The sequence below is a fragment of the Pseudomonas sp. B414 genome (genome assembly GCF_055408445.1).
In genome coordinates this window covers 62904-76665 of record NZ_JBUZTQ010000019.1, presented here as the reverse complement: position 1 = coordinate 76665, position 13762 = coordinate 62904, and the positions used below count along the sequence as shown (strand labels likewise).

The window sequence follows — 13762 nt, the reverse complement described above, 5'->3', positions numbered from 1 at the left end:
TTAAAAAAAGCGCTGCCGCCTCGGTAGCGCCTTACAACAAGAACAGAATTTTTAAAGAAAATAAAAACTGCCGCCACTTTCAAGGAGCAACTCACTGGTGAAGTACTCACTCAAACTCAGTCCGTTATTCATTGCCCTGGCTGCAACGATCCCAACCATCGCCCACGCCGATGACGAAGCGTCCAAAGACGGTTTTATCGAAGGTTCCAGCCTCAAGGTCCACGCCCGCAACTACTATATGAACCACGATATCCGCAGTCCCCATACCGATGACAGCAAGGAGTGGGGCCAGGGGTTTGTCGGCAAGTTCGAGTCGGGGTTCACCCAGGGCACAGTCGGCTTCGGCCTCGATGCCTACGCGCTGCTCGGGCTCAAGCTCGATGGTGGTGGCGGCACCGATGGCAGCAGCATCCTGCCAGTCAGCGATGGCAACGGCAAAGCACCAACGGCCTTTTCGTCCGCCGGTGCAGCGCTGAAAATGCGCGCCTTTGATACCGAACTCAAAGCCGGTGACCTGTTCCTGACCAACCCGGTCATCGCCGGTGGCGAAACCCGCATGCTGCCGCAGACCTTCCGTGGCGTCAGCCTGACCAACACCAGCTTCGAGGGCTGGATGTTCGAAGGCGGCCAGGTCAGTTTTGACAAGCCCTACAACCAGAGCGGCATGCGTCGCCTGACCACCACCTACGGTGACCTTGGCGACCAGACCAGCAAGCACATTAGCTGGGCAGGTGCCTCCTGGAGCGGCATCCCCGAGATCACCAGCAACCTGTACGCAGCCCAGTTGCAGGACATCTGGAACCAGTACTACTACGACTTCGACTACACCTGGGCACTGAGCGAGGGCATCACCCTCAACCCCGGCCTGCACTTCTATCACACCCAGGACACCGGCAAGGCATTGCTGGGCGATATCGACAACAACACCTTCAGCCTGCACCTGGCACTCGGGATCGACGGTCACAAGGTGACGGCGGTGTACCAGCGGGTCAACGGCAACACGCCCTTTGACTATATCTACCAGGGCGACAGCGTTTACCTCGACAACTCGCAGCAGTACTCGGACTTCAACGGCCCCAACGAGCGCTCCTGGAAGCTGCAATACGAGTATGACTTTGCCGGCCTCGGCATCGCCGGTCTGACAGCCAGTGCTTCGTACTCGCGGGGTGAGTTGGACCTGACCAAGGCTGACGCCAACAGCATCGGCTATAGCAACTGGTACAACCCCGAAGGCAAGAACGCCCATCACTGGGAACGTGACCTGGGGCTCAAGTATGTGATCCAGGAAGGCAAGGCCAAAGATCTGGCGGTGACCCTGCGCTGGGCCACCAACCGCGGTAATACCGCGTACCAGAGCGTAGATAACGATGTAGATGAGTACCGGGTGATCGTCGACTATCCTATTGATGTGTTCTAATCCGTGACCAAAGGGCCAGCTTTTTAGCTGGCCTTATCACATTAGAGCAACACCTTGTGGCTAAGCACGATTCGTATCTGTGAGGGTAAGGCCATTCCATTTTCCCCGCGTAGCCATATCATCACGCGACGTATGCTGATCGGTGCTGTCGCTCTGGCGGTGCTGACGATTCTGAGCATCGTCAGCTATCTGCTGGTCAGGGAATACCGCAATACCGAAGAGGACGCTGCGCGATCAGCGCTCAATATCGTGCAGTTGATCAGCCGGGATATTCGCAACACCCTGTCGATTTACGATTCCTCGCTGAACAACCTGATCAACCTGCTGCAAAACCAGGCTCTGGACTCCCTGTCGCCACAGACTCAAAAGTCATTGCTCTTCGATAAAGCCACGGAAGCGCCGTCCAATGCTGGCTTTTTTGTGCTGGATGCCGAAGGCAAGCTGATTGTCGGCTCGAGCCCAGCGACCCCCTTGCTGGACAACGCGCGCCAACAGCCCTGGTTCAAGGCTCATCTCAAGGCTCAAAGCGAAAAAATCTTTATCAGCCGGCCCCTGCCTGCCAGCGACACACCCAATGACTGGAATCTGGTGCTGAGCCGCAGAATCACGGCATCAGATGGAAAGTTTGGTGGCGTCGCCGTGGCCCTGATGAAGATGAGCTATTTTCAGAACCTGTTTCGCGGCCTGGACCTCGGACCTACCGGCAATATCAGCCTGGTCAGCACCGAAGGCATCATGCTGGTCCAGTACCCGACCACAACCAAGTTCTATACCGGCCAGGACCTGGCCCACATGCCGATCTTCCAGCGCTTTATCAATGAACGCTATGGCAGCTTTAGCGCCATGTCCGGGATCTATCACCTGCAGCGCCTCTACAACTTCGCCGAGGTCAACGGGCTGCCGTTGCTGGTGGTGGTGGCCTTGTCCACCGAGCATATTTTCAGTAACTGGCTGCACACCGCCCTCCTTATTGGCAGCGCCACCCTGCTGCTGTGCCTGGGCCTGCTGTGGTTGACCTGGCTGCTGGTTCGCGAACTGCGCCTGCGCCAGCGCGCCGAACGCGAACTCGCTGCACTGGCCTCCACCGACCCGCTGACCGGGCTGGCCAACCGGCGCATGCTGGACAAGACCCTGGACCTGGAATGGCGCCGCGCACAACGCTCGGGGTCACCACTGTCACTGATCATGATTGATATCGACCACTTCAAGGCCTTCAACGACAACCACGGCCACCAGGCCGGGGATGAAGCCCTGCGCCAGGTCGCACAGACCATCAAGGCCAATGTGCGCCGCCCCGCCGATCTGGCTGCGCGCTATGGCGGTGAAGAATTTGCGGTGGTGCTGACCGAAACCGACGCCGCGGGCACTCGCCTGCTGGCCGAAAAGATTCGCTCGGCGGTTGAGCAGATGGAGCCAGCCAACCCCGGCACGCCAAAACTCACCGTCAGTCTGGGCGCCTGTACCCGCTATGCCAAACCCGGCGACGACCCGGAGCAATTGCTCAGGACGGCCGACAAGGCCCTCTATCAAGCGAAAAAGCGCGGGCGCAACCGGGTGATGGACATCAATGAAACCGGACTTAATGCGTTAAAACCAAAAGACACACCCTAGTCACGAGATGCTCTGGGGGCAAAGTAAGCTGCTTCAGATTGTGTGAGCGCTGCAAAACCTGTGGGCTGGCTTGCCTGCGATAGCATCCCCGAAGTTTGCCTGACACACCGCAGCGTCCGCATCGCGAGCAAGCCCGCTCCCACATAGCTCCCCGGCAAGCTTCAGACTGTGTTGTTGGCGGCGGCGGATGACAATAAAAAAAGGCCACCCGAGGGTGGCCTTCAAAAACTAGAGAAAGAAGTTTTACTTAAACTGCCGCAACCGGACGCATGTACGAGATCGGTGCAGTGCTGGCATCTTCAAAGGTCACGACTTCCCATGCATCAGTCTCTTCAAGCAGCTTGCGAATCAGCTGGTTGTTCAGAGCATGGCCAGACTTGAAGCCCTTGAATTCACCGATCAGGCTATTGCCCAACAGGTAAAGGTCGCCAATTGCGTCGAGGATCTTGTGCTTCACGAATTCGTCTTCATAGCGAAGGCCGTCTTCGTTCAGTACACCATCCGCGTCGACCACGATGGCGTTTTCCACGCTACCGCCGAGTGCGAGGTTGTGCTTGCGCAGGTACTCGATATCACTCATGAAACCAAAGGTACGCGCGCGGCTGACTTCTTTTACAAACGAAGTGCTGGAAAAATCCACGGTTGCACTTTGGGTGCGGTTACGGAAAACCGGGTGATCGAAATCGATCTCGAAGCTCACCTTGAAGCCTTCGAAAGGGACGAAAGTGGCGCGCTTGTCGCCATCTTCCACTGTCACTTCACGCAGGATACGGATGAACTTCTTCGGCGCGTCCTGTTCTTCCAGGCCGGCAGATTGAATCAGAAACACGAAAGGTCCGGCGCTACCGTCCATAATCGGGACTTCAGACGCGGAGAGTTCGACGTAGGCGTTATCGATCCCCAGGCCAGCCATGGCCGAGAGCAAGTGCTCTACCGTGTCTACTTTTACGTCGCCGTTGACCAACGTGGTCGACATCGTTGTCTCGCCGACGTTTTCCGCGCGCGCAGGGATCTGCACAACAGGGTCAAGGTCTGCACGACAAAACACGATGCCGGTGTCCACAGGCGCGGGCTTGAGGGTCAGATAGACCTTCTCGCCGGAGTGCAGGCCGACACCTGTGGCACGGATAATATTTTTCAGGGTGCGTTGTTTAATCATGGCATTGGCCGCTTCAGCGCAAATTGCGAACTGGTATCAACAAAGGCTGGCGATAATAGCAGACCGAGCCTTTGCTGAACACCAATCACCTTAATAGCCCTGATTGATTTCATTAATCAGCCTGTCGACGCAGGAAAGCCGGGATGTCCAGGTAATCCAGATCGTCTTGAGGATTGAGCTTGGCAGCGGTTGTCGCGCCTTGCTGGGCCTGATTACGCATCACCGTCGGGCGGTCCAGATCACGGTAGTTGACCACCGGTTGCTCCTGACGCTCGGTACGCGCTTCCTGACGAGCTGGGGCGCTGTGAGCCGAAGAGGCTGCGTAAGAAGTTTGCACGGTGTTGTCGATTACCTTGACCGGCTTCTCGATTTTCGCGCCCAGACCGGTCGCAACCACGGTGACATGCAGCTCGTCGCGCATATCCGGATCGATAACGGTACCGACCTTGACCATGGCGTGCTCGGAAGCGAAGGCTTCAATGATGCTGCCCACGTCGGAGTACTCACCCAGGGACAGGTCAGGGCCGGCGGTGATGTTCACCAGGATGCCACGAGCGCCTTCCAGGTTCACGTCTTCGAGCAACGGGTTGCGGATGGCCGCTTCGGTCGCTTCGCGAGCACGGTTCGGACCGCTGGCGCAGCCAGTGCCCATCATTGCCATGCCCATTTCGCTCATCACGGTGCGCACATCGGCAAAGTCGACGTTGATCATGCCCGGACGCTTGATGATGTCGGAGATACCGCGAACGGCACCGGCCAGTACGTCATCGGCCTTGGCGAAAGCCGACAGCAGGCTGGCGTCCTTGCCCAGGATGGTCAGCAGTTTTTCGTTCGGAATCGTGATCAACGAATCGACGCTTTCGGACAGCAGACGAATACCTTCGTCAGCGATCTGCATGCGCTTGCGACCTTCGAACGGGAACGGACGTGTCACCACCGCAACGGTGAGAATGCCCATTTCCTTGGCCACTTCGGCAATGATCGGCGCAGCACCGGTACCGGTACCACCGCCCATGCCCGTGGTGATGAACACCATATTGGTGCCCTGCAGCACTTCAGCAATGCGCTCGCGATCTTCCAGAGCGGCCTGACGACCGACTTCCGGATTTGCGCCGGCACCCAGGCCCTTGGTCACGCCAGTGCCCAGTTGCAGGATGGTGCGCGCGCCAATGCTTTTGAGCGCTTGTGCGTCAGTGTTGGCGCAGATGAATTCCACGCCTTCGATGTTGCTCTTAACCATATGGTTAACAGCATTGCCACCGCCACCACCAACACCGATAACCTTGATTACCGGGCTTTGCGGGATGTTGTCTACGAGTTCGAACATGGTCCCTCTCCTTTCAGTTCTCTAGTTTTTTTCGCCTACTTCTACTGCTTTGAATCTTTTCAAGCTCAAGCTTTAAAAGTTGCCCTGTACCCAGCGCTTGAGGCGCTCAAGCACAGGGGCTTTTTGTTCGTCACTGCTGTAGTTGTCGCGGTTGCTGATACCCGATATGGAGATACCGTCTGACTGCTTTTGCAGCCCGTACAGCAACAAGCCCACAGCGGTGGAGTAAATCGGATTGCGCACAACGTCGGTCAAGCCTTTGAAGCTGTGCGGCACGCCCAGGCGGACCGGCATGTGGAAGATCTCTTCGGCAAGTTCCACCGCGCCTTCCATCTTTGAAGTACCACCGGTCAACACGATGCCCGCAGGGATCAGGTCTTCGTATCCGCTGCGACGCAGCTCGGCCTGAATCAGGGTGAACAGCTCGTCATAACGCGGCTCGACCACTTCGGCCAGGGCCTGACGGGACAGTTCACGGGGTGGGCGATCGCCCACGCTCGGCACTTTGATGGTTTCGCCGGCACCGGCCAGTTTGGCCAGGGCACAGGCGTAACGAATCTTGATTTCTTCGGCATATTGGGTCGGTGTACGCAGCGCCATGGCGATGTCGTTGGTCACCTGGTCACCCGCGATCGGGATCACGGCCGTGTGGCGGATCGCGCCTTCGGTGAAGATCGCGATATCGGTGGTACCGCCACCGATATCCACCAGGCATACGCCCAGCTCTTTTTCGTCATCGGTGAGCACCGAGTAAGCCGACGCCAGTTGCTCAAGGATGATGTCATCGACCTCAAGCCCGCAGCGGCGTACGCACTTCTCGATATTCTGTGCGGCATTGACCGCACAGGTCACGACGTGAACCTTGGCTTCCAGACGTACGCCCGACATACCCAGTGGCTCACGCACGCCTTCCTGGTTATCGATCACGTAGTCCTGGGCCAGGGTGTGCAGCACACGCTGGTCAGCAGGGATCGCGACAGCCTGGGCAGCGTCGAGGACGCGCTCAAGGTCGGCGGTGCTGACTTCGCGATCACGAATCGCCACGATACCGTGGGAATTCAGGCTGCGGATGTGGTTGCCGGCAACGCCGACAAACGCCGAGTGAATCCGGCAACCGGCCATCAGCTGCGCCTCTTCGATAGCGCGCTGGATCGATTGCACGGTGGACTCGATGTTCACCACCACGCCTTTCTTCAGGCCCCGGGACGGATGCGTGCCAATACCGACGATTTCGATCGTACCGTCTTCACCGACCTCGCCCACCAGCGCCACCACCTTGGAGGTGCCGATATCGAGACCGACGATCATTTTTCCGCTTTGCACGTTTGCCATGGGTCCTGCCTCTTCTTAATTCTTCGCGACAGCGGGTTGGGCTATCGTCGGTGCCACAGGTTCCCGCCAGCCGACGGCCAATCCGTTGGCGTAACGCAAATCGATGCGCGCTATGTTGGTAATCTGTTCTTTCAGCGTTTTTTCATAGATGGCTATGAAGCGACGCATTTTTTCTACCAGGTGATCGCGCCCCAACAGCAGCTCGATCCCGGGCCCTGCACTGCCGGCTCCGGTGGTCAGGAACCAGCTGCCGCGCTCACGCAATTCCAGCCGGACTATGGAAAAGCCCATCGGACGCAGCATCTGGCTCAGTACCTGATACTGCTGCATCACCTGCTGCTGGGCCCGTTGTGGGCCAAACAGCTGCGGCAAGTGTTCGTAGTTGGCCAGCTCACGCGGGGTGAATGCCTGACCCTGGTTGTTGAGCAGTGCTTCATCACCCCAGCGAGCCACCGGCAGTTGCTCTTCAAGGCGGATTACCACCTGATCGGGCCACACCCGCCGAACTTCGGCGTGGGCAATCCAGGGCATCTGTTCAAGCTCGGTGCGCATGCCAGCCAGGTCTACCGTGAAAAAGCTCGCCCCCACATACGGGGCAATACGCTGCTGCACGGCTTGCTGGCTGATATAGGTCAGATCACCCTGTACATTGACATTGGTGATCGGCCGATCCGCATACGGCATCAAACGCTGCGCACCTTCGTAGGTGCCATAACCCAGCGCTACCAGCAGCACCGGCCAGAACAGGGCTTTCAAAAAGCCGAAATTGGCTTTTGGCAAACGCACCGACATCGGTTCTTTCGCCACCATCCGGCTGGCGCCACGCGGCACCGGCTTGCGGCCGGGAGCGGGTGGTGGTTGATGACGAAGCGATGCACCTTGCATGGACTTAACCTCGCGCCTCTATGCTTGCCGCCAGAATCGACAGCACCAACTGCTGGAAATCCAGACCGGCAGCCTTGGCCGCCATCGGCACCAGGCTGTGATCGGTCATGCCCGGCGCGGTGTTGACTTCCAGCAGCCAGAACTGGCCTGCGGTGTCCTGCATCACGTCGAGACGGCCCCAACCGGCAATGCCGATCGCCTCGCAGGCTTTCGCCGTGAGGTCCATGAGCTCTTGTTCCTTGGCACTGTCGAGGCCGCACGGGATCCGATACTGGGTATCGTTGGCCACGTACTTGGCGTCGTAGTCGTAAAAGGTGTGGGGAGTGCCCAGGGCAATCGGTGGCAATACCTGGTCACGCAGGGTGGCGATGGTGAACTCGGGACCCGAGATCCACTGCTCTACCAATACTTGCGAGTCGTACTTGCTGGCATCGGCCCACGCGACGATCAACTCGTCCACGTTACTCACTTTGGCCATACCGATACTTGAACCTTCATGAGCCGGTTTGACGATCAAAGGGAAGCTCAGTTCCTTGCCCGCAGAAATACAATCGGCTTCGCTGCTCAATACGGCATGACGCGGCGTTGGAATGCCCAGGCTGTGCCACACCTGCTTGGTGCGCAGCTTGTCCATGGCCAGGGCCGAGGCGAGGATGCCGCTGCCGGTGTAAGGAATGCCCAGGCACTCCAGCAGGCCTTGCATGCTGCCGTCTTCACCGCCACGACCGTGGAGAATGATGAACGCGCGGTCGATTTTTTCGCTGGTGATACGGGTGATGAAGTCATCGCCCACATCGATACCGAAGGCATCCACACCAGCGCTTTGCAGCGCGCCCAGCACGGCATTGCCCGACTTCAACGAGACTTCACGCTCAGCGCTTTTGCCGCCGAACAACACCGCCACACGGCCGAAATCGGCTGGGGCAATGGTCGAGAACAGATTGGCGTAGGCAGCAGTCATTTCAACTTTCCTTCACTGGTAGCGGCAACAACAGCACCGGCGAACAGCGGGCTCTTGATAAGTTGCGGTGCCAGACGGCCGATATCGCCCGCCCCTTGGCACAACAGAATGTCGCCAGCACGCAGCAGCGGCTTGACGATCGGCGCCAGCTCAACGCCGCGCTCGATGTAAATCGGGTCCAGCTGGCCGCGCTGGCGGATGCTGTGGCACAGCTGGCGGCTGTCGGCACCCGGGATCGGCTCTTCGCCAGCCGGGTAGACTTCCATCAACAGCAGCACGTTGGCGTCGGCCAGGACCTGGACGAAATCGTCGTACAGGTCGCGGGTACGACTGAAGCGGTGCGGCTGGTACACCATCACCAGGCGCCGCTCAGGCCAGCCACCGCGTACGGCCTTGATCACGGCCGCAACTTCGGTCGGGTGGTGGCCATAGTCGTCGACCAGCATCACGCTGCCGCCTTCAACCGGCAATTCGCCGTAAACCTGGAAGCGTCGGCCCACACCTTCAAAGCCGGACAGGCCCTGAACAATGGCGTCATCGCTGATGCCTTCATCGGAAGCAATGCAGATGGTGGCCAGGGCATTGAGCACGTTGTGGTTGCCCGGCATGTTGACCGATACATCCAGCGGCTCGCGATCCGGGCGCAACACGGTGAAGAAGGTTTGCATGCCCTGCTGGCGCACATTGATTGCACGTACGTCAGCGTTTTCGCTGAAGCCGTAGGTCACGGTCGGACGCTTGACCAGCGGCAGGATTTCACGCACCACCGGATCGTCCAGGCACAGCACGGCCAGGCCATAGAACGGCAGGTTGTGGAGGAACTCGACGAAGGTTTTCTTCAGCTTGTTGAAGTCACCTTCGTAGGTCGCCATATGGTCAGCGTCGATATTGGTGACCACGGCAACCAGCGGTTGCAGATGCAGGAAGCTGGCATCGCTTTCGTCTGCTTCGGCAATCAGGTAACGGCTGGTGCCCAGCTGTGCATTGGTGCCTGCTGCATTCAACCGGCCACCGATTACAAACGTCGGGTCCAGGCCACCGGCGGCGAACACCGAGGCCAGCAGGCTGGTGGTGGTGGTTTTACCGTGGGTACCGGCAACGGCGATGCCGTGGCGGTAGCGCATCAGTTCAGCCAGCATCTCGGCCCGGGGCACCACTGGAATACGACGTTCCAGGGCATTGGCCACTTCGGGGTTGGAGGTGTTTACAGCGCTCGACACCACCAGTACATCGGCGTTGGCGGCGTTCTCGGCACGGTGGCCGATAAAGATGTGCGCGCCGAACGATTCAAGACGCTCGGTCACTGGCGATGCATTCAGGTCCGAACCCGACACTTGATAGCCCAGGTTGAGCAACACTTCGGCAATACCGCACATGCCCACACCGCCGATACCGACGAAGTGAATGCGACGGATACGGCGCATCTCGGGTTGTGGCATAGCTTTTTGATTTTCAACCATTGGCCACCTCCAGGCAGATATCTACAACGTTGCGGGTCGCATCAGGTTTGGCCAGGCGGCGGGCATTGGCCGCCATGCTGTTGAGTCGTTCCGGTTGCATCAAAACCTCTGTCAGGCGTGCAGCCAGTTCGGCTGCGCCAGTTGTCGCTTGCGGCATCAGGAAGGCGGCGCCCTCGCGTGCCAGAAAGTCGGCATTGCGGCTCTGATGGTCGTCAATCGCGTGGGGCAATGGCACCAGCAGCGAAGGCAGACCGGCCGCAGCCAGTTCACTGACGGTCAGCGCGCCTGCGCGACAAACCACCAGGTCGGCCCAGCCATAGGCTTGGGCCATGTCTTTGATAAAAGGCTGTACTTGAGCCTCGACACCGACCGCGGTATAGCGCTCGGCAGTAATCTGGTCATGTTGCTTGCCGGCCTGATGAAACACCTCAGGACGCACCTCAGCCGATACTTGGGCCAGCGCTTCAGGCAACAACTTGTTCAACGGTTCGGCGCCCAGGCTTCCGCCCAGCACCAGCAGGCGTGCCTTGCGCCCTTGCAGTGCGGCACGTGGCGCCAGGCTGAACAGCTCGGGGCGTACCGGGTTACCGGTGCTGCGCAGCTTGTCCGACGCCTCGAAGGTGCCGGGGAAGGCTTCGCACACACGGCGGGTCATAGGCACCAGCAAGCGGTTGGCCGTACCGGCTACTGCGTTCTGCTCGTGAATGATCACCGGTACACCGCAGGTTTTCGCCGCCAGGCCGCCAGGCCCGGTCACGTAACCACCGAAGCCAAGCACGCAGACCGGCTTGAGCTGACGAATGATCTTGCGCGCCTGAAACAGCGCTTTGAGCAGCACAAACGGCGCCTTGATCAGCGACAGCTTGCTCTTGCCACGCAGGCCCGCGACGTTGATCAGGTGCAGTTTGAAACCGGCAGGCTCTACCAGCTCATTCTCGATACCACGCGGTGTACCGAGCCAGTGCACGGTGTAGCCGCGGGCTTCGAATTCGCGGGCGCAAGCCAGCGCCGGGAACACGTGGCCACCGGTGCCGCCCGCCATGATCAGCACATTAGCGCCCATGGGTCGGCTCCTCTGCGAAGTCGCTTTCTTTGAAATCGGTCTCTTCGCTGCCCAGGTGGGTTCGACTCTCCCACTCGATGCGCAGCAACAGGCCCATACACACGCAGCAAATCACCAGCGAGCTGCCGCCGTAGCTGAGGAAAGGCAGGGTCAGGCCCTTGGTGGGCAGCAGGCCGACGTTTACCCCGATATTGATCAGGAACTGGCCGATCCACAGGAACGACAGGCCGTACGCCATATAAGCCGAGAAATACTGCTTGGCGCGCTCGGCCCACATGCCGATATACATGCCGCGCACACACACGAACACGAACAGGGCCACGGTCAGCAGCGAGCCGACAACCCCCAGCTCCTCTGCCAGTACCGAGAACACGAAGTCGGTATGGGCTTCAGGCAGGTAGAACTGCTTCTGTACGCTGTTGCCCAGGCCTACGCCGAACCACTCACCGCGACCGAAGGCGATCAGGGCCTGGGTCAGCTGGTAACCGGAGCCGAACTGGTCGGACCAGGGATCGGTAAAGGTGATCAAACGCGCCATTCGGTAAGGCTGCGCCTGTACCAGAACAAACACGGCACCGACCGCCAGCGCGACCATCAGGGCGAAACGGAACAGGCCGACACCGCCAAGGAACAGCATGGCCGCCGCAGCCCCCATCATTACTACAGTGGCACCAAAGTCCGGCTCCATCAGCAGCAGGCCGGCCATCGGCAGCAGCACGATAAATGGCTTGAAGAAGCCCATCCAGCTTTCGCGCACTTCCTTCTGCTGACGCACCAGATAGCCCGCGAGGTAGATCACCACAAAGACCTTGGCGATTTCCGAAGGCTGCACGTTAAAGAAGCTGAAACCGATCCAGCGCATCGAACCGTTAACCTCACGGCCAATGCCCGGGATCAGCACGGCCACCAGCAAACCGAATGCACCGATCAGCAACATAAAGCCCATACGTTGCCAGGTCGCGATCGGCACCATCATGGTCATGATGCACGCGCCCAGACCGAGCACGATGTAAAACAGGTGGCGGATCATGTGGTACAGGGTGTTGCCGGACTGCAAGGCAGCCACTTCGGACGAAGCCGAAGTGATCATCACCAGCCCCAGACCCAGCAAGGCCATGCAACCGGCCAGCAACGGGAAATCGAGGTCGATGCCACGGCCCGTGATCAGCGGCGAAGGGTAAGGCTTGAGGATGCCGAAAATCATGCCAGCACCTCCACAGCGCGGGCGAACAACTGGCCGCGATCTTCGTAGTTCTTGAACATGTCGAAACTGGCGCAGGCGGGCGACAGCAAGACCGCATCACCCGGTTGTGCCAGGGCACGGCTTTGCGCGATGGCTTCGTCCAGCGAAGCAACCCGTACTTGCGGCACGTCATCGCCCAAGGCATCGGCAATAAGGCCCGCATCACGCCCCATCAGCACGACGGCGCGGCAGTACTTGGCCACCGAATCACGCAGGCCGCTGAAGTCGGCGCCCTTGCCGTCACCGCCAGCGATCAGGATCAGCTTGCCATCCATGTCCATGCCCAGGCCGTCGATGGCAGCCAGTGCCGCACCGACGTTGGTGGCCTTGGAATCGTTGTAGTAGCTCACGCCATCCAGCTCGCGAACCCACTGGCAGCGGTGCTCAAGGCCGGTGAAAGTGCGCAGGCTGGCGAGCATGGCATCGAACGGCAAACCGACCGCATGTCCCAGAGCCAGGGCGGCCAGGGCATTGGCCTGGTTATGGGCGCCACGCACCTTCAGCTCGCGAACAGGCATCAGGTTCTGGAATTCGAAGGCGAGGTGTTTTTCGCCGTTTTCTTCGCGCAGGCCAAAGGCCTTGAAGTCCGGTGCGCTCAGGCCGAAGGTCCAGCACGGCTGACCTTCGCTCATCAGCGGGCGGGTCAAGGCATCCTGACGGTTGACCACCACCTGCCGGGCACCACGGAAAATCCGGTGTTTGGCCAGGTGATACGCCGGCAGGCCGGTGTAGCGGTCCATATGATCTTCGCTGACATTGAGGACGGTGGCCACTTCAGCGCCCAACTGGTTGGTAGTTTCCAGCTGGAAGCTCGACAGCTCCATCACGTACAGCTCGATGTCGTCGCTGAGCAGGTCCAGCGCCGGGGTCCCGAGGTTGCCGCCGACGGCCACGCGCTTGCCGGCTGCCGCGGCCATTTCACCGACCAGGGTGGTCACGGTGCTTTTGGCGTTGGAGCCGCTGATTGCCACGATGGGCGCTTTCGCGTTACGCGCGAACAGGTCGATGTCGCCCGACAATTTTACGCCACGGGCCGCCGCCGCTTGCAGCGCCGGAGTCGCCAGGGCCAGGCCGGGGCTCACGTAGAGCTCGTCGGCACGGCACAGGAAGTCGACATCCAGCTCGCCACAACGCACTTCCACTTGCGGGTAGTCACGGCGCAGCGTGGCCAGCTCCGGTGGATTTTCCCGCGTGTCCGCCACGGCAAACGACACGCCGCGCTGCGCCAGAAAGCGCACCAGGGACATGCCGCTCTTGCCGAGGCCGACAACGATGCGGAAGTGGTCAGAAGCGATCAGAGACAC

At 59.7% G+C, this 13762-nt stretch carries 11 protein-coding genes; 2 read left to right on the top strand and 9 right to left on the bottom strand.

Annotation, left to right across the window (positions count from 1 at the left end):
- Positions 1 to 97 precede the first annotated feature (97 nt).
- On the top strand, positions 98 to 1417 hold the full coding sequence (locus ACZRMH_RS16705; RefSeq protein WP_464014354.1) for an OprD family porin: 1320 nt from the start codon (positions 98 to 100) through the stop codon (positions 1415 to 1417).
- Between the two features lie 132 nt (positions 1418 to 1549).
- On the top strand, positions 1550 to 3028 hold the full coding sequence (locus tag ACZRMH_RS16700; RefSeq protein WP_464014353.1) for a sensor domain-containing diguanylate cyclase: 1479 nt from the start codon (positions 1550 to 1552) through the stop codon (positions 3026 to 3028).
- A gap of 247 nt (positions 3029 to 3275) precedes the next feature.
- Here ACZRMH_RS16700 and lpxC read toward each other — a convergent pair whose 3' ends face one another.
- The 9 genes from lpxC to murD form a co-directional block, all read right to left on the bottom strand.
- Positions 3276 to 4187 carry a UDP-3-O-acyl-N-acetylglucosamine deacetylase gene (lpxC, locus tag ACZRMH_RS16695; protein ID WP_016779535.1) on the bottom strand — a complete coding sequence of 304 codons (912 nt, stop codon included), beginning with the start codon at positions 4185 to 4187 and terminating at the stop codon, positions 3276 to 3278.
- 112 nt (positions 4188 to 4299) lie between these two features.
- On the bottom strand, positions 4300 to 5514 hold the full coding sequence (ftsZ, locus tag ACZRMH_RS16690) for a cell division protein FtsZ (RefSeq protein WP_464014352.1): 1215 nt from the start codon (positions 5512 to 5514) through the stop codon (positions 4300 to 4302).
- A 72-nt stretch (positions 5515 to 5586) separates the two neighbouring features.
- Positions 5587 to 6846, bottom strand: coding sequence for a cell division protein FtsA (ftsA, locus tag ACZRMH_RS16685; RefSeq protein WP_016779533.1), 1260 nt, complete (start codon positions 6844 to 6846; stop codon positions 5587 to 5589).
- 15 nt (positions 6847 to 6861) lie between these two features.
- The gene (locus tag ACZRMH_RS16680; protein ID WP_464014351.1) at positions 6862 to 7731 is read right to left on the bottom strand and encodes a cell division protein FtsQ/DivIB; all 870 of its coding nucleotides are present in this window, start codon (positions 7729 to 7731) and stop codon (positions 6862 to 6864) included.
- A gap of 4 nt (positions 7732 to 7735) precedes the next feature.
- Positions 7736 to 8692, bottom strand: a complete 957-nt coding sequence (locus ACZRMH_RS16675) for a D-alanine--D-alanine ligase (RefSeq protein WP_464014350.1) — start codon at positions 8690 to 8692, stop codon at positions 7736 to 7738.
- Complete coding sequence (murC, locus tag ACZRMH_RS16670) at positions 8689 to 10152, bottom strand: UDP-N-acetylmuramate--L-alanine ligase (protein ID WP_464014349.1); 1464 nt, start codon at positions 10150 to 10152, stop codon at positions 8689 to 8691. The genes ACZRMH_RS16675 and murC overlap by 4 nt, the downstream gene beginning before the upstream one ends.
- Positions 10145 to 11215, bottom strand: a complete 1071-nt coding sequence (murG, locus tag ACZRMH_RS16665; protein WP_464014348.1) for an undecaprenyldiphospho-muramoylpentapeptide beta-N-acetylglucosaminyltransferase — start codon at positions 11213 to 11215, stop codon at positions 10145 to 10147. The genes murC and murG overlap by 8 nt, the downstream gene beginning before the upstream one ends.
- Complete coding sequence (ftsW, locus tag ACZRMH_RS16660) at positions 11205 to 12419, bottom strand: putative lipid II flippase FtsW (RefSeq protein WP_464014347.1); 1215 nt, start codon at positions 12417 to 12419, stop codon at positions 11205 to 11207. The genes murG and ftsW overlap by 11 nt, the downstream gene beginning before the upstream one ends.
- Positions 12416 to 13762 carry a UDP-N-acetylmuramoyl-L-alanine--D-glutamate ligase gene (gene murD, locus ACZRMH_RS16655; protein ID WP_464014346.1) on the bottom strand — a complete coding sequence of 449 codons (1347 nt, stop codon included), beginning with the start codon at positions 13760 to 13762 and terminating at the stop codon, positions 12416 to 12418. The genes ftsW and murD overlap by 4 nt, the downstream gene beginning before the upstream one ends.

Bases quoted from the DNA above. Each gene is read 5' to 3' on its own strand.
- ACZRMH_RS16700 (WP_464014353.1), top strand. From the start codon at position 1,550: ATGCTGATCGGTGCTGTCGCTCTGGCGGTGCTGACGATTCTGAGCATC.
- lpxC (WP_016779535.1), bottom strand. From the start codon at position 4,187: ATGATTAAACAACGCACCCTGAAAAATATTATCCGTGCCACAGGTGTC.
- ftsZ (WP_464014352.1), bottom strand. From the start codon at position 5,514: ATGTTCGAACTCGTAGACAACATCCCGCAAAGCCCGGTAATCAAGGTT.
- ftsA (WP_016779533.1), bottom strand. From the start codon at position 6,846: ATGGCAAACGTGCAAAGCGGAAAAATGATCGTCGGTCTCGATATCGGC.
- ACZRMH_RS16680 (WP_464014351.1), bottom strand. From the start codon at position 7,731: ATGCAAGGTGCATCGCTTCGTCATCAACCACCACCCGCTCCCGGCCGC.
- ACZRMH_RS16675 (WP_464014350.1), bottom strand. From the start codon at position 8,692: ATGACTGCTGCCTACGCCAATCTGTTCTCGACCATTGCCCCAGCCGAT.
- murC (WP_464014349.1), bottom strand. From the start codon at position 10,152: ATGGTTGAAAATCAAAAAGCTATGCCACAACCCGAGATGCGCCGTATC.
- murG (WP_464014348.1), bottom strand. From the start codon at position 11,215: ATGGGCGCTAATGTGCTGATCATGGCGGGCGGCACCGGTGGCCACGTG.
- ftsW (WP_464014347.1), bottom strand. From the start codon at position 12,419: ATGATTTTCGGCATCCTCAAGCCTTACCCTTCGCCGCTGATCACGGGC.